At 66.9% G+C, this 20,202-nt stretch carries 20 protein-coding genes, 1 tRNA gene and 1 pseudogene; 13 read left to right on the top strand and 9 right to left on the bottom strand.

Features of this window, described 5'->3' with window-relative positions; all coding sequences use genetic code 11:
* Positions 1 to 164 precede the first annotated feature (164 nt).
* From ACN5W5_RS17240 to ACN5W5_RS17230, 3 genes are all read left to right on the top strand, one after another.
* On the top strand, positions 165 to 590 hold the full coding sequence (locus ACN5W5_RS17240; protein ID WP_420049721.1) for an NfeD family protein: 426 nt from the start codon (positions 165 to 167) through the stop codon (positions 588 to 590).
* A 70-nt stretch (positions 591 to 660) separates the two neighbouring features.
* Complete coding sequence (locus ACN5W5_RS17235) at positions 661 to 1,575, top strand: SPFH domain-containing protein (protein ID WP_420049720.1); 915 nt, start codon at positions 661 to 663, stop codon at positions 1,573 to 1,575.
* 44 nt (positions 1,576 to 1,619) lie between these two features.
* Positions 1,620 to 1,709, top strand: a tRNA-Ser gene (locus tag ACN5W5_RS17230).
* 2 nt (positions 1,710 to 1,711) lie between these two features.
* Here ACN5W5_RS17230 and ACN5W5_RS17225 read toward each other — a convergent pair.
* The gene (locus tag ACN5W5_RS17225) at positions 1,712 to 2,290 is read right to left on the bottom strand and encodes a hypothetical protein (protein ID WP_420049719.1); all 579 of its coding nucleotides are present in this window, start codon (positions 2,288 to 2,290) and stop codon (positions 1,712 to 1,714) included.
* 14 nt (positions 2,291 to 2,304) lie between these two features.
* Here ACN5W5_RS17225 and ACN5W5_RS17220 point away from each other — a divergent pair.
* A pseudogene (locus ACN5W5_RS17220) lies at positions 2,305 to 2,397 on the top strand (Lrp/AsnC family transcriptional regulator); the annotation flags it as partial.
* A gap of 399 nt (positions 2,398 to 2,796) precedes the next feature.
* On the opposite strand, the gene ACN5W5_RS17215 reads toward ACN5W5_RS17220, so the two are convergent.
* Together ACN5W5_RS17215 and ACN5W5_RS17210 are read right to left on the bottom strand one after the other, a co-directional pair.
* Entirely contained in the window at positions 2,797 to 2,955 is a 159-nt protein-coding gene (locus ACN5W5_RS17215; protein WP_420049718.1) for a hypothetical protein, read from the bottom strand.
* Between the two features lie 89 nt (positions 2,956 to 3,044).
* Positions 3,045 to 4,070, bottom strand: coding sequence for a helix-turn-helix domain-containing protein (locus ACN5W5_RS17210; RefSeq protein WP_420049717.1), 1,026 nt, complete (start codon positions 4,068 to 4,070; stop codon positions 3,045 to 3,047).
* 320 nt (positions 4,071 to 4,390) lie between these two features.
* On the opposite strand from ACN5W5_RS17210, the gene ACN5W5_RS17205 reads away from it, so the two are divergent.
* Genes ACN5W5_RS17205 through ACN5W5_RS17170 form a run of 8 tightly spaced genes read left to right on the top strand, consistent with a single transcriptional unit; the run spans position 4,391 to position 11,819 of the window.
* A complete protein-coding gene (locus ACN5W5_RS17205; protein ID WP_420049716.1) occupies positions 4,391 to 5,677 on the top strand; it encodes an ABC transporter substrate-binding protein in 1,287 nt (428 codons plus the stop codon).
* A 5-nt stretch (positions 5,678 to 5,682) separates the two neighbouring features.
* Positions 5,683 to 6,399: a DsbA family protein gene (locus ACN5W5_RS17200; protein ID WP_420049715.1), complete on the top strand. Its 717-nt coding sequence runs from the start codon at positions 5,683 to 5,685 to the stop codon at positions 6,397 to 6,399.
* Complete coding sequence (locus ACN5W5_RS17195) at positions 6,396 to 7,151, top strand: ABC transporter ATP-binding protein (protein ID WP_420049714.1); 756 nt, start codon at positions 6,396 to 6,398, stop codon at positions 7,149 to 7,151. The genes ACN5W5_RS17200 and ACN5W5_RS17195 overlap by 4 nt, the downstream gene beginning before the upstream one ends.
* Positions 7,138 to 7,839 carry an ABC transporter ATP-binding protein gene (locus ACN5W5_RS17190; RefSeq protein ID WP_420049713.1) on the top strand — a complete coding sequence of 234 codons (702 nt, stop codon included), beginning with the start codon at positions 7,138 to 7,140 and terminating at the stop codon, positions 7,837 to 7,839. Before ACN5W5_RS17195 ends, ACN5W5_RS17190 begins: the two co-directional genes overlap by 14 nt.
* On the top strand, positions 7,836 to 8,708 hold the full coding sequence (locus tag ACN5W5_RS17185) for a branched-chain amino acid ABC transporter permease (RefSeq protein ID WP_420049712.1): 873 nt from the start codon (positions 7,836 to 7,838) through the stop codon (positions 8,706 to 8,708). The genes ACN5W5_RS17190 and ACN5W5_RS17185 overlap by 4 nt, the downstream gene beginning before the upstream one ends.
* A gap of 13 nt (positions 8,709 to 8,721) precedes the next feature.
* Positions 8,722 to 9,702: a branched-chain amino acid ABC transporter permease gene (locus ACN5W5_RS17180; protein ID WP_420049711.1), complete on the top strand. Its 981-nt coding sequence runs from the start codon at positions 8,722 to 8,724 to the stop codon at positions 9,700 to 9,702.
* 57 nt (positions 9,703 to 9,759) lie between these two features.
* Positions 9,760 to 10,770 (top strand): carbon-nitrogen hydrolase family protein, encoded by a 1,011-nt coding sequence (locus ACN5W5_RS17175; protein WP_420049710.1) that lies wholly within the window; start codon positions 9,760 to 9,762, stop codon positions 10,768 to 10,770.
* Positions 10,767 to 11,819 carry a phenylacetaldoxime dehydratase family protein gene (locus tag ACN5W5_RS17170; protein ID WP_420049709.1) on the top strand — a complete coding sequence of 351 codons (1,053 nt, stop codon included), beginning with the start codon at positions 10,767 to 10,769 and terminating at the stop codon, positions 11,817 to 11,819. The genes ACN5W5_RS17175 and ACN5W5_RS17170 overlap by 4 nt, the downstream gene beginning before the upstream one ends.
* Here the strand turns inward: ACN5W5_RS17170 and ACN5W5_RS17165 are convergent.
* The 5 genes from ACN5W5_RS17165 to mdlC form a co-directional block, all read right to left on the bottom strand.
* Positions 11,779 to 12,954 (bottom strand): alpha-hydroxy acid oxidase, encoded by a 1,176-nt coding sequence (locus tag ACN5W5_RS17165; protein WP_420049708.1) that lies wholly within the window; start codon positions 12,952 to 12,954, stop codon positions 11,779 to 11,781. The genes ACN5W5_RS17170 and ACN5W5_RS17165 overlap by 41 nt on opposite strands.
* Positions 12,951 to 14,003, bottom strand: a complete 1,053-nt coding sequence (locus ACN5W5_RS17160) for a TRAP transporter substrate-binding protein (protein WP_420049707.1) — start codon at positions 14,001 to 14,003, stop codon at positions 12,951 to 12,953. Before ACN5W5_RS17160 ends, ACN5W5_RS17165 begins: the two co-directional genes overlap by 4 nt.
* A gap of 70 nt (positions 14,004 to 14,073) precedes the next feature.
* Positions 14,074 to 14,991, bottom strand: coding sequence for a ketopantoate reductase family protein (locus tag ACN5W5_RS17155; RefSeq protein WP_420049706.1), 918 nt, complete (start codon positions 14,989 to 14,991; stop codon positions 14,074 to 14,076).
* Between the two features lie 7 nt (positions 14,992 to 14,998).
* Complete coding sequence (locus tag ACN5W5_RS17150; protein ID WP_420049705.1) at positions 14,999 to 16,450, bottom strand: aldehyde dehydrogenase; 1,452 nt, start codon at positions 16,448 to 16,450, stop codon at positions 14,999 to 15,001.
* Positions 16,451 to 16,490: 40 nt separating this feature from the next.
* Entirely contained in the window at positions 16,491 to 18,122 is a 1,632-nt protein-coding gene (mdlC, locus tag ACN5W5_RS17145) for a benzoylformate decarboxylase (protein ID WP_420049973.1), read from the bottom strand.
* 110 nt (positions 18,123 to 18,232) lie between these two features.
* Between mdlC and ACN5W5_RS17140 the strand changes: the two genes are divergently transcribed.
* Positions 18,233 to 19,117, top strand: a complete 885-nt coding sequence (locus tag ACN5W5_RS17140) for a LysR family transcriptional regulator (RefSeq protein WP_420049704.1) — start codon at positions 18,233 to 18,235, stop codon at positions 19,115 to 19,117.
* Positions 19,118 to 19,218: 101 nt separating this feature from the next.
* On the opposite strand, the gene ACN5W5_RS17135 is transcribed toward ACN5W5_RS17140, so the two are convergent.
* Positions 19,219 to 20,175, bottom strand: coding sequence for an ornithine cyclodeaminase family protein (locus tag ACN5W5_RS17135; protein WP_420049703.1), 957 nt, complete (start codon positions 20,173 to 20,175; stop codon positions 19,219 to 19,221).
* Positions 20,176 to 20,202: the final 27 nt, after the last annotated feature.

Here is a 20,202-nt window from a genome sequence, read left to right as displayed (position 1 = left end):
GGCGGTCTCCAGCCGCGGACGCGGCCATCAGGGGCAAAAGGAATCGAAACAGGCGCGAAGTGTACGGAAATCGAGTGACCCTGCCCTTTTGATGCCGGGCATTTGTCGCAGAATGTGGCACGGGTCAGACATTCAGGGGAATGCCTGCCGAATTGGGAGCTTACATGTCGGATTCCACCCTTTGGTGGCTGCTGGTCGGCGCGGCCGTGGCGCTGGAGTTGTTCACCGGGACTTTCTACCTGCTCATGCTGGCCGTGGGCATGGTCGCCGCGGCGCTGGCCGCCCATGCCGGCGCCGGCTTGAGCGCGCAGTTGATCGTGGCGGCGGTGGTCGGATCCGCGGCCGTCTTCGGTTGGCACCTGATCAAACGGCGGCGCCCCTCGGACCCGTCGGTGCGCGCTATGCGCAGCGTGAACCTTGATGTGGGCGAGGTCATACAGATCGAAGAGTGGCGGCCCGACGGCAGCGCGACCGTCAAATACCGTGGCGCGCAATGGACGGTGATCCAGCGGCCGGGCAACCCGCCCACACCGGGCGCCTACCGCGTGGCCGAACTCGTGGGCAACCGCCTGCTGGTCGAAAAAGCCTGAATGACTGCCTGAAGTGCGCTGTGCTACGGCATGATGCACACCCAGTTACCTCAACTACGGAACACCGTCCATGGAAATCGCCGTCGTCCTCTTTGTCATTGCCGCCATCTTCATCACGCGCGCCGTCAAGGTCGTGCCGCAACAGAACGCCTGGGTGGTTGAACGCCTGGGCAAGTACCATGGCAGCCTGTCGCCGGGACTCAACTTCCTCATGCCGTTCATCGACAAGGTGGCCTACAAGCACAGCCTGAAGGAAATTCCACTGGACGTGCCCAGTCAGGTCTGCATCACACGCGACAACACGCAGCTGCAGGTCGACGGCATCCTGTACTTTCAGGTCACCGACCCGATGCGCGCGAGCTACGGCTCGTCCAACTACATCATGGCCGTGACCCAGCTTGCGCAGACCTCGCTGCGTTCGGTGATCGGCAAACTTGAACTGGACAAGACCTTCGAAGAACGCGACATCATCAACGCCCAGATCGTCCAGGCCATCGACGAAGCGGCCCTGAACTGGGGTGTGAAAGTGCTGCGCTACGAAATCAAGGACCTGACGCCGCCCAAGGAAATCCTGCACGCCATGCAGGCCCAGATCACCGCCGAGCGCGAAAAGCGTGCGCTCATCGCCGCTTCGGAAGGCCGGCGCCAGGAACAGATCAACATCGCCACCGGCGAGCGCGAAGCGTTCATCGCCCGCTCCGAAGGCGAGAAGCAGGCCGCCATCAACCAGGCCCAGGGCGAGGCCGCGGCCATCACCGCCGTGGCCGATGCCACCGCCCAGGCCATCGAACGCATTGCTGCGGCCATTCAGCAACCGGGCGGCGAACAGGCCGTGCAGCTGAAGGTGGCCGAACGCGCGGTTGACGCCTACGGCAAGGTGGCCGCAGACGCCACCACCACGCTCATCGTCCCAGGCAACATGACGGAAGTTTCCGCCCTGATCTCATCGGCCATGAAGATGATTGGCACCAGCAAGGCGTCCTGAGTTCCAGAACAGAGAACCCGGCCTGCTATACTGCGAGGCTGCGCGGAGAGGTGGATGAGTGGTTTAAGTCGCACGCCTGGAAAGCGTGTGTGGGCTAATCCCCACCGCGGGTTCGAATCCCGCCCTCTCCGCCAACTTACAAAAAAATGCGGCCTCCGGGCCGCTTTTTCATTGTGGTTGGCAGCGAATGCTGACGGCGGGTGCGGCCAGTCGTACTCACGCTGACTGCCACGAAGCGACTGTCGGGTACGGCGACACACGCTGTCCCGAATGGCGTGTATGAGGTACTGCGGTGATAGGGCTTCCGCGACCCGGCTGGCGTCGCGCCACCGACCGCATCCCCACCACCTGAAAGGTATGTGTGTGCAGCACCGCGCAAGAGCCCGATACGGCGTTGCACAGTTTCAGGTGGCGGTAGGCGTTCCAGGCAATGGTGCTCACGCGGATGCCTGCTAGCGCGCCCGGCGTGGCCAGGGCGCTGACCATCTGGCGCGAGCGGCTGGCCAGCACTTTGTAGGTGGTGCGGTGAGTGTCGCCTTCCACCCGCCTGTGTGAAGCTGCGCGCCGCGCGCCAAGGCGTCTGGCACATGGCGTTAGATTTTTCCACCGCGCGCACCTTGATCATGGAGCCGATCTGAGCGGCGGGGTCGCTGGCCGGCCCCACCTTGAGCGCTTCGACGCGCGCACAGAGCCTCTGTGCGAACGCTTCTTGCACCTTGCGGTGCACGCGGGATTGCGAAATACAGCAGCTGCATCGTGATCAAGTCACCGTTCATCAAGACCCACTGCCCCATCGAGCGCCTGTTTCCGCACCAGCGCTGATGCAGCGGCAAGGGCAGCGCAGCCTCAGACGCGCAGCCCGCTTGCGGGGTCAAACAGGTGCGTATGCGCACCGTCCACCGCCAGCCGGATGGTGTCGCCCGGCCGCCCGGCCGCGCGGCCACCCGCTCACGGAACACGGCCGTGATGGGCTGTCCGCCCGCGAAGGCCACGACCTGGGTCTCCGAACCGGTGGCCTCGAAGCCCGCATCGTCAAAGCGGAAGTACTCGGGACGGACGCCGTAGATCAGTTCCGCACCGATGCGCGGGCCGGGCACCGACGCGCAGGACAGCACATGGCGACCATTGAGCAGCAGCCCGTCGGCCTGCAGGCGGCCCTTGAGCGATGTTCATCGCCGGGCTACCGATGAAGCCGGCGACAAACAGGTTGACCGGGTGGTCTTAGACCTCCAGCGGTGTGCCCACTTGCTGGACCACGCCGTCATTGAGCAACACGATCTTGTCGGCCGTGGTCATCGCTTCCACCTGGTCGTGCGTCACGCAGGTGATGGTTGTGTTCAACCGCTGATGCAGCGCCTTGATCTCGGTGCGCATCTGCACGCGCAGCTTGGCGTCCAGGTTGGACAGCGGCAGGATGGCCGTCGCCGAACGACGCCCGATGGCCGTTGGAAAAGAAGAAGCGGTGGCCTTCAGGCCAGCGCCTGGACAGACAGGGCCTGTTGCCGCCACTCGCGTGGCGTGAGGCCGTACTGCTCCTTGAAGGAGCGGCTGAAGTGGGCGGCTTCGTTGAAGCCCCAGGAAAACGCAATGTCGCTGACGCTGCGGCTGGCCAGGCGCGGGTCGACAAGATCGCGGTGGCAGGCCTCCAGCCGCCACTGCCAGATCAGGCGCGACAAGGGCAAAGGCTCGCCCCGGAACAGGCGCGCGAGGTGGTCGGGTGACAGACCGGCCGCCTGGGCCACGCTCGCGACGGACAGCCCGGGGTCGCGCAGCCGCTCCTTGACGTAGGCCTTGATGCGGGTGAGGTGGTAGGCGTGCAGGCTCGAAGGACGGCGCGAGTTGGCCTGCGGCAAGCTGCGCAGGCCCGCCGCGATCATCTGGGTGATGGCATCGGATACGCCTTGCGCGGACGCGGGGTGCAGGCGATCGGCCTGGTTGCGCAAGGTGCTCACCATGGAGAGCAGGAGGTGCCCGGCGGCGCCGTCACCCGACACCGTGGTTGCGGTGAGTTCCTCCAGCCCCGTCACATGCTGCTCCAGGTGCGAGCGTGGCAGCCTCAACACCATGACGTGGTGCTCCTCGTCGTCGAACATCAGCTCGTAAGGCCGGGTGCAGTCGTAGAGCACGAAGTCACCCGGGTTGACCACGGCGATCCGTCCGTCCTGACACACCACGCCTTTTCCGGCCTGCTGCAACTGCACCAGGCAATAGTCCTCGCCCGAACGCGACACATGCAGCGGCGTGCGCCGCACCCGTGGCACGTTGGCTCGCAGCTCGGTCAGATCCAGACCGCCGATCCGGGAGAACTCGATCTCGCCGAACAGCGCACTTTCCTGGGGCTGGTCGCACTCCAGCTGCACATAGATGGAGCAGATCATGTCCAGCCAGTACTCGAACCGCTGGTTCTCGGGCACCTCGCCCGTGGCCATGCGGTTGCGCAGCGTGCAGACATGTCCCGTCGGATGGCTTTGCGTAGATGGAGTCAGGTTTTCCATGGTGTGTTCCTTTGCGTGCGGACCTGGCAAGCAAGACCCACACCTGATGAGCACGTTACGCCTTCGGCCTGTTGAGCAGCATCGGGTTCAACCCTCAGCAGGGCCACCAGGCCCCTGATCCATCGCAAGCACGGCAGCACCCGGGCAAGAACCAGGACGGATCCGGACAAGTGGCGTCCTCAAGTGCCACAGCACCGGCGCGCCAGTCGGAATGAACCAAGCGCTGCGCAGCACTCGTGCAAGCCCAAAGCTGTCGTCACACCTACGCTCAAGCCTCGTTCCAACCCACCTCCTTCCAACCCATCTCCACGAGGCACCACATGCAAGACGAGCAGTCCACCTCTGCCGGTCACAGCACCCGCCGTCAGTTCCTGGTCAAAGGCACCGCGCTCGCAGCGGCAAGCGTCGCCGCGCCCCAGGTGTACGCGGCCGATGACGTCATCAAGATTGGCTACCTGACGCACCGCACCGGTCCATTCGCGCCCTTCGCCGAAGCCGACAGCTTCATCCTGGACAACGCGGCCAAGGCCTTGGCCGGTGGCTTGAGCATCGGCGGCAAGAAGTACCGCGTCGTGTTCATCGCCAAGGACGATCAGAGCAACCCCGACCGCCAGTCCAACCTGGCTGCTGAGTTGATCAACAAGGACGAGGTGGACCTGATGCTGGGTCAGGCCACCATCGGCCCCGGCATTGCCCAGCAGTGCGAGATCAACGGCGTGCCCTGCATCACCACCATGAGCCCGTGGCAGGCCTGGATGTTCCCCATGAAGGGCGACCCGGCCAAGGGCTTCAAGAACGTCTTCCATTTCTTCTGGGGCATCGACGACATCGCCAACGTGTACCAGGACATCTGGAAGGACCTGAAGCTGCCCAAGGTGATCGGCTCGGCCTTCGAGAACACGCTGCCAGGCAACGCCATGGGCGACATGAAGATGGGCATGCCGGCCATGTTCGCCAAGGCCGGCTACAAGATCGTGGACATCGGCAAGTTTGCGCCTGGCAGCAACGACTTCTCGGCACAGATCCAGGCGTTCAAGAAAGAAGGTGCCGAGATCGTCACCGGCCTGTTCGCCCCGCCCGAATGGTCCAGCTTCGTCAAACAGAGCGCGCAGATGGGCTACAAGCCCAAGGTGATGACCATCGCCAAGGCCCTGCTCTTCCCGGGCGGCGTGCAGGCACTGGGCAAGAGCGCCCACGGCATGTCCACCGAGATCTGGTGGTCGCCGGCCTACCCGTTCAAGAGCAGCCTGACCGGCCAGACCGCGCGCCAGCTGGCCGACGCCTACACGGCAGCGACCCAGAAGGAGTGGACCCAGCCCATCGGCGTGATGCATGCCCTGGTGGAAGCCGGCATCGCGGCACTCAAGGCCAGCGGCGACCCGAAGAATCCGCAGAAGGTGGCCGACGCCATCCGCAACATGAAGCAGGACACGGTGATCGGCCGCCTGGACTTTGCGGGCAGCGGCATCAAGAACGTGTCGAAGATGCGCGTCGTCGGCGGGCAATGGATCGTCGACGAAAAGGGCAGGCTCGACATCGTCGTCACGCACAACGGCACCGCTCCCGAGATCCCTGTGCAGCGCAAGTTCTTGCTGCTGGGGAGCTGACGGCCATGCAACTCGCGATGCACGGTGATGACGCGGACCATGGGCGGGCCGAAGGACTTGGCCTGCCCGAGCCCTGTGCGCTGTATGTGTTCGACGCCTATTGTGGCTGGTGCTGGGGCGCATCGTCTCTCATTCAGGAGCTGGTGTCGGCGTGGGCGCCGAGTGTGCCGGTCGTCGTGATCAGCGGGGGTCTGTTCGTGGGGCCACGCTCGGCGCGCATCGACACCTATCCGCACATTCCCGGCGCCAACCGGCGCATCGCGGACCTGACCGGCGTCCGCTTCGGCGACAGCTACGACGAGCTGCTGCGCGATGGCAGCTTCGTGCTCGACTCCCTGGGCGCCGCGGCAGCGTTCGCGGCCCTGCGCGCCCAGGCGCCTTCGCGCGCGGCGGGGCTGGCCCATCGCCTTCAGGAAGCTTTCTACGTACACGGGCGCAGTCTGTCCGAGCCGGCAACGGCCATCGACATCGCCCGCCAGGAAGGCCTGGACGCCGTGCAGGTCGAACAGGACCTCGAAAGCGGCCGGGCGCGCGAATGGGCCCTCCGGGATTTCGAGATGGCGCGTGCCCTGGAAGTCAGCAGCTACCCGACCCTGCTGGCCCTTCACTCGGGCCAGGTCATCCCGTTGCCCTGTACGGGCGCTTCTGCGTCGGCGATCACGGCCGCCGCGGGCTGGCCGATCGGCACCGCTGCTTCGGTCCACCACCAGAGAACCACATGACCACCCTTCTCACCCTGAACGGTGTGCACAAGGCCTATGGCCGGACACCCGTGATCCGTGGCCTGGACCTGACGGTCGCCGACGGCGAGTTCGTCGGCGTCATCGGTCCCAACGGCGCCGGCAAGACGACCGCGTTCGGCCTCATCGCCGGCAACCTGCGCTGCGACAGCGGGACCATCCATCTGCAGGGGCAGGACATCACCGCACTGAGCGCCGACCAGCGCTGCCGCGCAGGCATCGGCCGCACCTTCCAGATTCCACAGCCCTTTGCCGGCCTGAGCGTCTACGAGAACGCGCTCGTGGCGGCGACCTACGGCGCCGGCCTGGACTCGGAACCGGCTGCTGAAGCGGCCTGCGATGCCCTGCGCCGCTGCGGCCTGTCGGCACAAGGCAACCAGCCGGCCGGCAGCCTGACGCTGCTGCAGCGCAAACGGCTGGAAGTCGCTCGGGCCCTGGCCACGTCGCCCCGGCTGCTGCTGCTCGACGAAGTGGGCGGCGGCCTGACCGATGCCGAGGTGCACGAACTGCTCGAACTGGTCAGCGAGATCCACGCCCAGGGCGTGACCGTGCTGTGGATCGAGCACCTGGTCCACGCGCTGGTGAAGGTGGCGCGGCGCCTGGTGGTGCTGACCGACGGCGCCTTGCTGGCCGATGGCCGCCCGGCCGAGGTGATTGCCAGCCGGCTGGTGCGCGAGACCTATCTGGGCTCCGAACTGGAAATGGAAGCGGAGGTGGAACATGCTGCAGGTTGAACAACTGGATGCGCACTACGGCCTGTTCCAGGCGCTGTTCGGTGTGAGCCTGCAGGTGGAGCCGGGCCAGACACTGGCCCTGATCGGCTCCAACGGCGCCGGCAAGACCACGCTGCTGCGCACCCTGGCCGGGGCGCTGCGTGCCCGTCCGGACAGCATCTGCCTCGACGGCCAGAACATCAGCGCGGGACACGAGCTGGACCGCCTGCGCCAGGGCATTGCCCTGGTGCCCGAAGGACGGCGGCTGTTTCCCAGCCTCACGGTGCGAGAACACCTGGCCCTGGCGCAGCGCAACGGCCGGCCCGGCGACTGGACCACCGAACGTGTGCTGGACGAGATGCCGGTGCTGCGCGACCTGCTGGCGCGGCCGGCCACCGCCATGTCCGGTGGACAGCAGCAACTGGTGGCGATTGCCCGCGCGTTGCTGTGCAACCCCCGCTACCTGTTGTGCGACGAGGTGTCGCTGGGCCTGTCTCCGCTGGCGGTGGAGGAGGTCTATCGGCTGCTGCGCCAGGCCAGCCAATCCGGCATGGCGCTGGTGCTGGTGGAACAGAACGTCCGCCGAGCCCTCAACGATTCCGACCGCTACGTCTGCCTGCAAAAGGGGCGCGTGGTGCTGGAAGGTGAGTCCCTGCAAGCCAACCACCACGACGTGGCCGCTGCGTATTTCGGAGTCGAGACGGCATGAACACCCTGATTGAAGTCCTGCTCAACGGCATCCTGCTGGGCTCGCTCTACGCCATGTTTGCGCTCGGGCTGAGCCTGAGCCTGGGCGTGATGAAGATGATCAACCTGGCCCACGGCGACCTGATCGTGCTCGGCGCCTACCTGTCGATGGTGGTGATGTCCACCACCGGCTGGTCCGCACTGGCCAGCCTGGCACTGGTGCTGCCCGCCATGTTCTGCATCGGCTGGCTGCTGCAGACCACGCTGCTCAACCGCGTGGTGGGCGCACACGAGCTGTCCCCGCTGCTGGCGACCTTCGGTCTGTCGGTGGTGATCCAGAACCTGCTGCAGGAGGTCTTCAGCGCCGACACGCGCAGCCTGCCGTCCGGCGACCTGACCCTGCAAGGCCTGAACCTGGGTGGCGTGTCGGTGGGGGTGTTCCCGCTGCTGATCGCCGCCGTCAGTGTGCTGATGTACGCCGGCACCCACCTGCTGGTGGCCCACACCCACTGGGGCCGCCAGGCGCGCGCCGTGTCCGACGACGCGCCCACCGCGCGGCTGGTGGGCGTGAACGACAAGCGCTTCTTTGCGCTGATGGCGGGCTTCGTGATGGTGGTCACCGGACTGGCCGCGGTGCTCTACGGCATGCGCACCCCGTTCGCGCCCATGGCCGGTCCGGAACGCCTGCTGTTTGCCTTCGAGGCCGTGGTGCTGGGCGGTCTGGGCAGCCTGTGGGGCAGCTTCTTCGGTGGCCTGCTGATCGGGCTGGCCCAGGTGCTCGGGTCCCAGATCAACCCCGGCCTGGGCGCCTTCTTCGGGCACCTCACCTTCTTCGTGGTCCTGCTCGTGCGCCCGCAGGGTCTGTTCAGCCCCATGAACCGCAAGCATTGACAAGGACATTCCCATGCGCGCAGCCATTCACTCTCTCCTGTCTTCCTGGCGCGGCCTGGCCATGACGCTGGCCGGCCTGGCCCTGCTGGCCGCCCTGCCCTGGCTCACCGGCTTTGGCACCCAGCGCCTGCTGGTGGAGGTGTTCACCGTGTTCGCCATCGCCATGGCCTGGAACCTGCTCGCCGGCTTCGGCGGCATGGTGGTGGTGGGGCTGCATGTGTTCGTGGGCGTGGGCGCCTACGCCCTGTTCTTCCTCTCCAACACCCTGGGCTGGAACCCCTGGGCCACGCTGCCGCTGGCCATGGCCGTGACCGCCCTGTTCGCAGCGGTCGTGGCCCTGCCCATGTTCCGCCTCAGCGGCGCCCACTTCGCGGTGGGCACCTGGGTGCTGGCCGAGCTGATGCGCATCCTGGTGCTCAACGCCGACTCACTGGGCGCGGGCGGCGGCATGCCGCTGAGCAACCTGGGCGACTTCAACCGCGCCGAACGCAACCTGGGCACCTACTGGGCCGCGCTGGCGGTGGCGGCACTGGCCCTGTTCTGGGCCAGGGGTCTGCTCAAGAGCCCGCTCGGCCTGGCGCTGACCAGCATCCGCGACGGCGAGGAAGCGGCACGCGCCAGCGGGGTGCCGGTGCGGCGCACCAAGCTGGCGCTGTGGCTGATGTGCGCCGCCCTCACCGGCGTGGCCGGCGCCGTGGCCTACATGAACACGCTGCAGGTGAGCCCCGACGCCAGCTTCGGCCTGGGCTGGACCGCCATGGCGATCTTCATTTCCGTGCTCGGCGGCATCGGCCGCATCGAGGGCCCCGTCATCGGCACGGCCATCTATTTCCTGCTGCGCGAGCTCGGCGCCGACTATGGCGTCTGGTACTTCGTGGCGCTCGGTCTCATTGCCATCGCCACGATGGTCCTGTCTCCCCAGGGCACCTGGGGGCTGGTGCTGCGCCGCTGGCCCGCACTGGACCCGCTGCGCACCCGGCGATGGATGCCCTGAAGTCCGCCACATCGCCCCATCCCACTTCCCATTCCACAACCCCACCAGGAGCACACCATGGGCATTTCCCACCCCAAGTACAAAGTCGCTGTTGTCCAGGCCGCCCCCGTCTGGCTGGACCTTGACGGCACCGTCGACAAATGCATCCGTCTCATCAACGAGGCCGCCGACAAGGGCTGCAAGCTGATCGCATTCCCGGAAACCTTCATCCCCGGATACTGCTTCCACGTGTGGATGGGGACGCCGGCGTGGACCATCATGCGCGGCTACGTGCAGCGCTACTTCGACAACTCGTTGTCGTACGACAGTCCGCAGGCCGAACGCCTGCGCCAGGCGGTCAAAAAGGCGGGCATCACCGCCGTGTTGGGCCTGTCCGAGCGCGATGGCGGCAGCCTTTACATCGCGCAGTGGCTGATCGGCCCGGATGGTGAAACCATCGCCCAGCGCCGCAAGTTGCGCGCCACGCACAGTGAACGCACGGTGTACGGCGAGGGCGACGGCAGCGACCTGGCGGTCCACGAGACCGCCGAACTGGGTCGCCTGGGCGCCCTGTGCTGCTGGGAACACCTGCAGCCGCTGAACAAGTATGCGATGTACGCCCAGCACGAACAGGTGCACGTGGCGGCCTGGCCTTGCTTCTCGCTCTACGAGCCGTTCGCACACGCCCTGGGCTGGCAGACCAACAACGCCGTGTCCAAGGTCTACGCGGTGGAAGGCAGCTGTTTCGTGCTGGCGCCCAGCATGGTGATCACCCAGGACATGGTGGACGACCTGTGCGACAGCGAGGACAAGCGCATGCTGATCCACGCCGGCGGCGGCCACGCCACCATCTACGGGCCCGATGGCTCGGAACTGGCGCCGAAGTTGCCCGAGACCGAAGAAGGCCTGCTGATCGCCGAGATCGACCTCGGCGTGATCGGCATCGCCAAGAATGCGGCCGACCCGGCCGGTCACTACTCGCGGCCTGATGTCACCCGCCTGCTGTTCAACAAGAAGTCGACGCGGCCTGTCGAACATTTCAGCCTGCCGGTGGACACCGTCGAGACCGCCGAAGGAGACCCGGCTTGACCGAGTCCGCCATCGCGCCGCACCTGCGCTGCCCGCGCAGCCAGCCTGTGCGCACGCCTGTGAACTACGTGCCCCCCGTGCCCGCGTTCACCGCCCGCTATGCGCCCGGCCAGACGCACGCCGTCATGGCCTACCACGGCGTGCAGTACCGGGACCCGGCCGACCGCGCGTCGGCGGTGGCTGGGCTGCAGACCTTGCGCCATGCCGTGCACGGCGCCGACGCACCCCGCTTCTCCGACCTGGCACAGTACCGCGACCCCGAGGGTTGGGACACGCTGGTGTGGACGGCCTACTGGTCCGACCGGGCGAGCCACCAGCGCTGGCAGCAGCATCCGGCGGTGCAGGCCTTCTGGCAATGCGATGAACGCCTGAACGGCAACATGGGATGGTTTCGTGAAATGGCCTGCCCCGGGGTTGAGCGCTTCGAGACCCTGATGTCATCGCCCGACGGGCAGGAGGCCGTGGCGCGCCTGGCCGATGCGGTGAGCGGCGAGATCCTGGAACACGCCTACTGGGGCGGCATGCGCGACCGTCTGCCGGCCTCGCAGACGGATGCACTGGCCGGCGCCCATCCCACCCGCCCCACCCCACCCAGACCTGGCAAACGGGTGGTCATCGAAGGCCAGCACAACATCGCCCTGATCCGCAGCGGCCAGAACTGGGAACACACCGCCGGCGCGGAGCGCGAGCGCTACCTGGGTGAGGTCGAGCCTGTGCTGCGCGAGGGCATGGCGTTCCTGGCCTCGTCAGAGGGCCTGGGGGTCGGCTGCCTGAGCAACCGCTACCTGCGCGTGCTCGACGACCACTGGGCGCCCACCGACCGCAGCTACGGACTGAGCTGGTGGCAGAGCCTGGCGCACATGGAGGCCTGGGCCGAGCAGCATCCCACCCACCTGAAGATCTTCGGTGCCTTCATGGGCATGCTCCAGGCCATCGCCGCACCGCCCAGCCTGCTCCTGTACCACGAGGTGAGCGTGCTGCAGGCCGGCGATGTGCATTTCGAGTACCTCAACTGCCACCCTGGCACGGGCCTGCTGGCGATCGACTGACACGCAACGCGGCGACGTCGGTCTCACCCAGCAGAATCATCGTGCGCTCCAGTTCGCTGGCCAGCGATGTCAGGACGCGCTCGATGCCGGACTGTCCTTTGACCGCAAGTCCATACAACACGGGCCTGCCGATCAACACGGCATGGGCACCCTGGGCCAGGGCCCGTGCCACATCCGAACCGCGGCGGATGCCACTGTCCATCAACACGGGAATGGCCCCACGAACGGCATCCACGACCCGTGGCAGCTGATCGATGGATGTGGGCGCCACGTCGAGCTGCCGTGCCCCGTGATTGGAAACAATCAGCGCATCGACACCTTCTTGCTTCGCACGCCACGCGTCCTCGGGGTGAAGAACGCCCTTGACCAGCAAGGGACCGTCCCAGTGCCGCCTCAACCAGGACAACGAGGCCCAATCCAGGCCACGGTCCATGGCGCGGGCCAACAGCGCAGCCTGGGCCTGGGCAGACATCCGGGCGCTCGGGTCTTCCACCAGGTTGACGAATTTGGGTCCACCGCCCATGGCCTGGCGCATTGACCAGGCCGGATGCCGCATGAGATCGATGGCCAGGGGAAGAGTAGGCTTGAATGGCACCTTGAAGCCATTGCGAACGTCCTTCTCACGCAAGCCGCTCACAGGGACGTCCACGGTCAGCACCAGCGCAGAGAACTTCGCGGCCTTGGCGCGCCGCAGCAACTGCTCGGCGACGCTGCGGTCCTCCATCACGTACAGCTGCAGCCACAACTGCGCTTGAGGCGCTGCCTCGCGCACCGCTTCCAGTCGTTCGTTCGATGCCGTCGACAGGACAAATGGCACGCCCATGGTTTGTGCCGCCGCCGCCCCCATGAGGTCACCGCCCGGCCGGATCAAACCGTTCAGACCCGTGGGAGCGATGGCAAAGGGCTGAGTCCAGGTCTGATCAAACAGGGACACCGTGGGGTCGATGCGTCGGGTGTCCCGCAAGACGCGCGGCGTCAGCGAGACGGCGTCCAGCGCGCTGCGGTTGCGCGCAAGACACCGCTCGTCTTCGGCCGCGCCGTCCACATACTCGTAGACAAAGCGCGGAAGGGTCCGGCGCGCCGCCGCTCTCCAGTCGTTCACGTTCAACATGTCAGCAGCGCGCCGGGTGTTCACTTGCTGAACTGCTTGACCAGCGCACGCGCCTCTTCCAGCAGCTTCTTGCCGTCGGCGCCCTTGGCGGCGGCCTCCTTCATCCAGTCATCGTCCACGGAGTCGGTCGCCTTGACCCAGCGCTGGTACTCCGCGGGGCTCAGGTTCACCAGGGTGCCGCCAGCGTCCTTGGCCGCCTTCTTGTAGGTCTCGACCACGGCGTCGAACCCCACCTCACCGGCCCATGCGGAAGTGGCCAGGCCGCTGTTGTTGTCGATCACCTTTTTCAGGTCGGCGGGCAGCGCGTTGTACTTCTGCTCGTTCATGCCGAACAGGAAGATGGTGTTCGAGATGCGCGGCACACCGTCCGGCACGTCCAGGTGGTACTTGGCCAGTTCGGCCAGACGGATCGCGGGTGTACCTTCCCAGGGCACGGCAGCCCCATCGACCACGCTCTTGGACAGGGCCTCGGGCACCGCAGGCAGCGGCATGGCCACCGGCGTCGCCCCCAGCGCCGAAATCATGCGGGCGTTCGAGCGCGTCGCCGCCCGGATCTTCAGACCCTTGAAGTCTTCCAGGGTCTGGGGCTTCTTGTCCTTGAAGTGGAACAGCGCGCCATCGTGCACGTGCATGAAGATGCGGTGCACGCCCTTGAACTCGTCCTGGGCGTTCTTGTCGACATAGGTCCACAGCGCCTGGCTGCCGGCCTTGGCGGAGCTGGCCATCCAGGGCAGCTCGAACACTTCGGACTTGGTGAAACGGCCCGCCGCATAGGTGGGCACGGTCCAGACGACGTCCACCACACCGTCCTTGACCTGGTCGTACAGCTGGCCCGGGGCACCGCCCAGTTGCATGGACGGGAAGATCTGGCACTTCAGGCGGTCGGCCGATTCCTTGGCGATCTTGTCGCACCAGGGCTGGATGAGCTTGACGTGCGCGCTGGAGGTGGGCGGCAGGAAGTGGTGCACGCGCAGCGTCACCTGCTGGGCGGCGGCGGGCAGTGCCGCCGCGGCGGTCAGCGCCGCGAAAATTCCAGCCAGTGCGGCCTTGGGCATGAATGTCGTCGTGCTCATGTTGTCTCCTTCAGAGTGAATGAAATGGGGGGATCGGACTGAAATGGGGGGATCGGACAGGCACCCGGCGTCAGGACGCCGTCGCCTCCATCTGTTTGACCAGGGTGTGCAGGGTGGACACGCAAGGTGTGGGAACAGCAAGCCGTTCACCGTGCGCGCGGACCTGGCCGTTGATGGCGTCGACCTCGGTCGGCCGCCGGGCCAGCAGGTCCTGCAGCATTGAGGGCTTGTGGTGCACATGGTGTTCCATGGCGTGGTCGAGGTCGTGGTGCACACCGTCGGCATCCACCAGCACGCCCGCGGCCCGCGCCACGTCGATGACTTCCTGCGAGGTCCGGTGCACCAGGGCCCGGGTGTCCGGGCTCTGGCCGAGCTGGCCCACCGTGCTGCCGGTGACCGCGCAGATGCCGTTGAGCGCCGCGTTGAAGGCCACCTTGCGCCAGATGGCGGCCAGCACCTGGTCGTCCATCTCACAGCTCAGGCCGGCCTGGTTGAAATCCGCCGCCAGCTGGACCAGCGCGGGCTTGCGCTGCCCGTCCGCCGACATGAAGCGGCTGTGGCCCTTGCCGTGCGACTGCACATGACCGGGGCCCTTCATATCGGCCGGCACCGTGGTGACCCCGATGGCAATCCGCTCGCGGGGCACGAAGGCCTGCAGCTTCTCGACATTGCCCAGCCCGTTCTGCAGGCTGAGCACACAGGTGTGAGGTCCGATCAGGTGCTGCGCGGCGCGCAAGGCGCTGTCGGTGTGCAGCGTCTTGGTGAAGACGATCAGCCAGTCGGGCGGGGTCGTCCCCTGCTCGGGTCGGCAGGCCTTCACCCGCACGTTCTGGCTGCCCTGGTCCGTGTCGAGGGTCAGGCCCGCACGCTGGATTTCGCCGATGTGCCGTTCGTTGACGTCCAGCAGTTCCACGGTGTGGCCCTGCGCGGCCAGCAGACCGCCGAACAGGGAGCCCATGGCCCCTGCCCCCAGGATGGTGACGTTCATGGCGCGCTCAGAACGGGTAGTGCCGCGGCGTGGTCTGCAGCGTGATCCAGCGCAGCTCGGTGAAAGCCTCGATGCCGGCCTGGCCACCGAAGCGCCCCCAGCCGCTGGCCTTGACGCCGCCAAAGGGCATCTGCGCCTCGTCGTGCACCGTGGGGCCGTTCACATGGCAGATGCCCGACTCGATGCGCTGGGCCACGCGCCAGCCGCGCGCGGTGTCGGCGGTGAAGACCGCGGCTGACAACCCGAAGGCGTTGTCGTTGGCGCAGGCAATGGCGGCCTCTTCACCGTCCACCCGCACGATGGCCTTGACCGGCGCGAAGGTCTCCTCGCTGTAGATGCGCATCTCGCGCGTCACGTGGTCCAGCAGCGTGGCCGGCATCAGCGTGTTCTCGGCCTTGCCGCCGCAGACCAGCTGGGCACCCTTGGCCAAGGCATCGTCGATCAGTTCGTTGACGCGATGGACGGTGCGCATGTCGACCACCGAGCCCAGCACCACCGGGCCCTGGCGCGGGTCGCCCAGCGGCAGGGCCTGGGCCTTCGCCGCGAGCTTGCCCACGAAGGCATCGGCCACCTTGGCATCGACCACGATGCGCTCGGTGGACATGCAGATCTGCCCCGAGTTGGCAAAGGCACCGAAGGCGGCGCCGTTGACGGCCGCATCCAGGTCGGCGTCGTCGAGCACCAGCAGGGGCGCCTTGCCGCCGAGTTCAAGGACAGACGCCTTGAGGTGGGTGGCGCACTTGGTGGCGATGATGCGGCCGACGTGGGTCGAGCCGGTGAAGTTCACGCGCCGCACGGCCGGGTGGGCGATCATGGCTTCCACCACCTCGGCCGCGTCGGCCGGCGCATTGGTCACGAAGTTGACGACACCCTTGGGCAGGCCGGCTTCCTGCAGCGCCTGGATGATCAGGCCATGGGTCGCCGGGCACAGCTCGCTGCCCTTGAGCACCACGGTGTTGCCGCAGGCCAGTGGCACGGCCACGGCGCGCACGCCCAGGATCACCGGGGCGTTCCAGGGTGCCATGCCGAGCACCACGCCAGCGGCCTGGCGCGTGGCCATGGCCAGGCTGCCCGGCACGTTGGACGGAATCACCTGGCCGTTGATCTGGGTGGTCAGCGATGCGGCTTCGACCAGCATGTCGGCGGCCAGGTGCACGTTGAAGCCGGCCCACAGGCCGGAGGCGCCGACCTCGGCGGCCATGGCGGCGGTGAACTCGGCCGCCTTGGCCTCCAGCGCGTGGGCGGCCTTGAGCAGCAAGCCGCGGCGTTCACCGGGCGAGGTGGCGGCCCAGGCCGGGAAAGCCGCAGCGGCGGCCTCGACGGCGGCCACCGCATCCTGCACGGACGCGGCGGGCGCGGTGGTGGCCACCTGGCCGTCCAGCGGGTTGGAACGGGTGAAGGTTGCGCCGCTTTGCGCCTGCACGGCTTCGCCGTTGATGAGCATGTTGATGGTGGTCATGTTTGTCTCCTGGAAGGTGGTTGGTTGAAAGAGGCGGTGATCAACTGACGACCAGTTCAACGAGACAGGGCCCCTTGGCCGCCAGGGCGGTCTCCAGGCTCTTTCTCAGTTGCTCCGGTCGTTCGACCCGACTGGCCGGTACGCCCTGTCCGTTGGCCAGCGACACGAAGTCGAGGTGGGGCAGATCGGTGCCCGCGGGCTTGTCCCCCTTGGCGTAACCGAACACGGGGGCAAAGTCCTGCAGCGCAGCGTAGCGCTGGTTGTTCAGGATGACAAAGGTGATCGGCAACCCCAGTTGCGAAGCGGCGTACAGCGCCTGGATCGAATACATGCTCGATCCATCGCCCATGAGTGCGATGGTGCGGCCCTTGAGCCGCTTGCGTTGGCGACCCAGCGCGACACCGACCGCCGCCGGCATGCCGTAGCCCAGGCCACCGCTGGCCATGGTGTAGAAGCTTTCCGCGCCGTTCATGGGCAGGTTCTGCTGCATCACGCCACGCGAACCGGGCGCTTCTTCGACCACCACGTCCTTGGCATCCCGCGCCTGGTCCAGTGCCTGCAGCACATAGGCCACGCTCATCGGCTGACCCGCCTCCTCGGGGAGGGGTGCCGGGCGTCGACTCGGGGAGCGGCGCTTGACCGCCTTGGTGCCATCGATGAGGGCTGCAATGGCCAGATCCAGACTCGCGACGACACTGTTGCCGCCGGGCGTCCAGGCCGCCATGTGCGGGTCGTCCACGATCTGCCACAGGGTCGTGCCCTCGGGCACGTGTGGCCCCTCCCCTTCGACGTGGTAGGAGAACGCAGCCGCGCCGAGCACCAGCACCAGGTCGTGCTCGGCCAGTGTCGCCACGATGCGCTCGCGCATGGCCGGCAGAAAGCCACCGAACAGGTCGTGCCTCTCGGGAAAACCGCAGCGTGCGCTCATGGGCGCGGTGTAGACCGCGGCCCGGTGCTGCTCGGCCAGGGTCACCAGCAGGTTCACCGCGCCATCGCGGTCGACACCCGTGCCCGCCACGATGGCCGGGCGCTTGGCCTTGTCCAGGGCCTTGGCCACGGCACGGATGGCAACGGGATCCGGCGCGATGGAGCGGGTCACGGTGCGGGGCGGCACCCAGGCGCTGGGCCTGTCCCAGTCGTCGGCCGGAATCGAGACGAACACCGGTCCGCAGGGCGGCTGCATGGCCAGGTGGTAGGCGCGGGCCAGCGCCAGCGGCACGTCCTCGGCACGCGCCGGCTCACAGGCCCACTTGACGTAGGGCTTGGGCAGGTCGGTGGCTTGCGCCGCAAACAGGAACGGGTCGAACGGCAGGATCGAGCGCGCCTGCTGCCCGGCGGTGACGATGAGCGGGGTCTGGTTCTTGAAGGCGGTGAAGATGTTGCCCATCGCGTGCCCCACCCCCGCGGCCGAGTGCAGGTTCACCAGCGCCGCGTTGCGGGTGGCCTGCGCGTAGCCGTCGGCCATGCCCACCACCACCGACTCCTGCAGCCCCAGGATGTAGCGGAAGTCCTCGGGAAAGTCGCGGAACATGGGTAGCTCGGTCGAGCCCGGGTTGCCGAACACGGTGTCGATGCCGACATCGCGCATCCACTGGTGCACCGCCTCCCGCACGGTGGGGCGCCGGGCTTGCTGGTTTGTCTCTGCTGCGGTCTTGCGTTTCATGGGCTTCATGGGCTTCATGGGCTTCCTCGTCTGAAAACGCTCGCAGTGTGTGCGCTCCATCGCAATTCGCCAATTAGATGAACCTACTAAGTGACATGCCTGAAACTTATAATGAGGCAATGGACCTGAACCTGCTCCGCGTCTTTGACGCCATCTACGCAGCCCGCAGCATCAGCAAGGCCGCTGATCGGCTGGGCATGTCCCAGCCGGCGTGCAGCCAGGCGCTGAGCCGGCTTCGCATCGAGTTGCGGGACCCGCTGTTCGAGCGCACGGCGGGTGGCGTGAAACCCACCGAGCGCGCGGACCGTCTGGCCCGTTCGGTGCAGGGCGGGCTGGCGCTGCTGGACGAAGGTCTGCGCGAGCCCGATGCGTTCCACCCCCAGACCAGCCGCGCCGAGCTCCGGCTTCACCTCACCGACATCGGCGAGATGCGCTTTCTTCCCCGCCTGGTGCAGGCACTGCAGTCCCAGGCCCCTGGCATCCGGGTCACCACCATGCCCTGGCCCCAGAAGGACATCGCCGAAGCCCTGCACAACGGCGATCTGCACCTGGCCATCGGCTTCCTGCCGCAAACCCAGGGCACGCAAAAGATAGAACTGCTCAAGGACCGGTATGCGCTGATGGTCAAGGCAGGGCACCCGCTGATACGGGGTCGGACCAAGGGCGGCGTCTCCACCCGCGCCTTGAGCCGCTTCGACTTCGTCACCTTGCGCTCGCACAGCGAGACGCAGCGCATACTCAGCGTGCTCCAGCTGGAAGATCGCATCCGGCTCAGGGCGTCGAGTTTCCTGGCCCTGCCCGCGATCGTGCGCTCAACCGATCTGGCGGTGGTGATCCCCAAGGCGATTGCGCAGGAGTTCGAGCCGCGCGATGAATTTCACCTGCTGGACGCCGACCTGCCGCAGCAGGACTTCACGGTGTCGCTGCACTGGGGACGCAGACATGAGCACGACCCTTTCCTGCGGTGGGTGCGCGCGTTGGTCGTCGAGCTGTTCAAGCAGTGATTGTGACCCTGTACCCGATTCAGTACCGCCCAGAGACAGAGATTTCCGGCTCCTCTGAGATCGTGGTTGCGGGCAGTTGCCTGCAACGACGGCGCAGACCGTCATGCGCAAGCCTCCCGCCTTTCGCTCACGCGTTCCGAGGCATGCGAACGCTGGTAGGCCAGGTAGGCGCACGCGGTATCGGCAAGCCCCGTTCCCACGGACTTGAACACGGTGATGCACGAGCCCGAGCTCGGCCACGGCGCCCGGCCGCCGTACAGCGTGGGCAGGTCCAGCGTCTTGTCCAGCTTCGTCGCTTGTGACGCGTTCCACAGGACGATGTCGCCCGCCTCCTCCATGCTTTGGGGCAACCACTCCACGATCACGCGCGAGGCCCGGTCCAGCGTCGCGTCGTCCAGCTCCCGCCCTTTCGGTGAACTGATGCCGATCGCGGCCACGAACGCCCTGGGTTTGAGCCAATGGCCGAGGAACACCGGCTCCGTCGAACGGGTGGCGGTCACCACGACGTCCGCGCCCCGCACGGCCTCTTCCGCCGAACAGGCATGCACGCTGGCGCCGGTGCGTTGCGCGAGCTGCCGACACCAGTCCTCATCACCCAAGGGATCGACCACCGCGATGTCCTGAAACCGGAACACGCCACACAGCGCATCGGCTTGCGCACGGCCCTGCAGGCCGGCGCCGAACAGCGCCAGCTTGCCCGCGCTCGCCGGAACCACCTTGCGGGCGATCAGGGCCGTCTGTGCCGCCGTGCGAAAGCGGGTGAGTTCATTGCCCTCCAGCACGGCGAGCGCCGTGTTGGTGTCCAGGTCAAACAGATTGACGAGAAAACTGAAGCGACCGGCCAGCGTGGGGTACACCTTGACCGCCGCCACGTTGCGGCCGGTCCAGAGGCCCCCCATCGAACTGAGCCGCGCATTGGCACATTCACTGCGGGTTCGCGGGTGCACGCTGGCACGCCCGGCGCCAAAGTCCTGGTAGGCCTGGTCCAGCACCTCGGCCACGCCCGCGTAGTCGAGGAGCCTGGCGATGTCGGCATCGCTGATGAAGGATGGGTTCATGGATCAACAGAAGTGAATGGGTTGAAA

Origin of the sequence: Hydrogenophaga sp. ZJX-1, assembly GCF_048590325.1 — a bacterium.
Lineage (GTDB): Bacteria > Pseudomonadota > Gammaproteobacteria > Burkholderiales > Burkholderiaceae_C > Hydrogenophaga.
The sequence above is the reverse complement of the archived record's forward strand: the minus strand, read 5'-3'. Positions and strand labels throughout refer to the sequence as shown.

Bases quoted from the DNA above. Each gene is read 5' to 3' on its own strand.
- ACN5W5_RS17185 (WP_420049712.1), top strand. From the start codon at position 7,836: ATGAACACCCTGATTGAAGTCCTGCTCAACGGCATCCTGCTGGGCTCG.
- ACN5W5_RS17140 (WP_420049704.1), top strand. From the start codon at position 18,233: ATGGACCTGAACCTGCTCCGCGTCTTTGACGCCATCTACGCAGCCCGC.
- ACN5W5_RS17235 (WP_420049720.1), top strand. From the start codon at position 661: ATGGAAATCGCCGTCGTCCTCTTTGTCATTGCCGCCATCTTCATCACG.
- mdlC (WP_420049973.1), bottom strand. From the start codon at position 18,122: ATGAAGCCCATGAAACGCAAGACCGCAGCAGAGACAAACCAGCAAGCC.
- ACN5W5_RS17175 (WP_420049710.1), top strand. From the start codon at position 9,760: ATGGGCATTTCCCACCCCAAGTACAAAGTCGCTGTTGTCCAGGCCGCC.
- ACN5W5_RS17190 (WP_420049713.1), top strand. From the start codon at position 7,138: ATGCTGCAGGTTGAACAACTGGATGCGCACTACGGCCTGTTCCAGGCG.
- ACN5W5_RS17210 (WP_420049717.1), bottom strand. From the start codon at position 4,070: ATGGAAAACCTGACTCCATCTACGCAAAGCCATCCGACGGGACATGTC.
- ACN5W5_RS17195 (WP_420049714.1), top strand. From the start codon at position 6,396: ATGACCACCCTTCTCACCCTGAACGGTGTGCACAAGGCCTATGGCCGG.
- ACN5W5_RS17200 (WP_420049715.1), top strand. From the start codon at position 5,683: ATGCAACTCGCGATGCACGGTGATGACGCGGACCATGGGCGGGCCGAA.
- ACN5W5_RS17155 (WP_420049706.1), bottom strand. From the start codon at position 14,991: ATGAACGTCACCATCCTGGGGGCAGGGGCCATGGGCTCCCTGTTCGGC.
- ACN5W5_RS17180 (WP_420049711.1), top strand. From the start codon at position 8,722: ATGCGCGCAGCCATTCACTCTCTCCTGTCTTCCTGGCGCGGCCTGGCC.
- ACN5W5_RS17240 (WP_420049721.1), top strand. From the start codon at position 165: ATGTCGGATTCCACCCTTTGGTGGCTGCTGGTCGGCGCGGCCGTGGCG.
- ACN5W5_RS17205 (WP_420049716.1), top strand. From the start codon at position 4,391: ATGCAAGACGAGCAGTCCACCTCTGCCGGTCACAGCACCCGCCGTCAG.
- ACN5W5_RS17150 (WP_420049705.1), bottom strand. From the start codon at position 16,450: ATGACCACCATCAACATGCTCATCAACGGCGAAGCCGTGCAGGCGCAA.
- ACN5W5_RS17160 (WP_420049707.1), bottom strand. From the start codon at position 14,003: ATGAGCACGACGACATTCATGCCCAAGGCCGCACTGGCTGGAATTTTC.
- ACN5W5_RS17135 (WP_420049703.1), bottom strand. From the start codon at position 20,175: ATGAACCCATCCTTCATCAGCGATGCCGACATCGCCAGGCTCCTCGAC.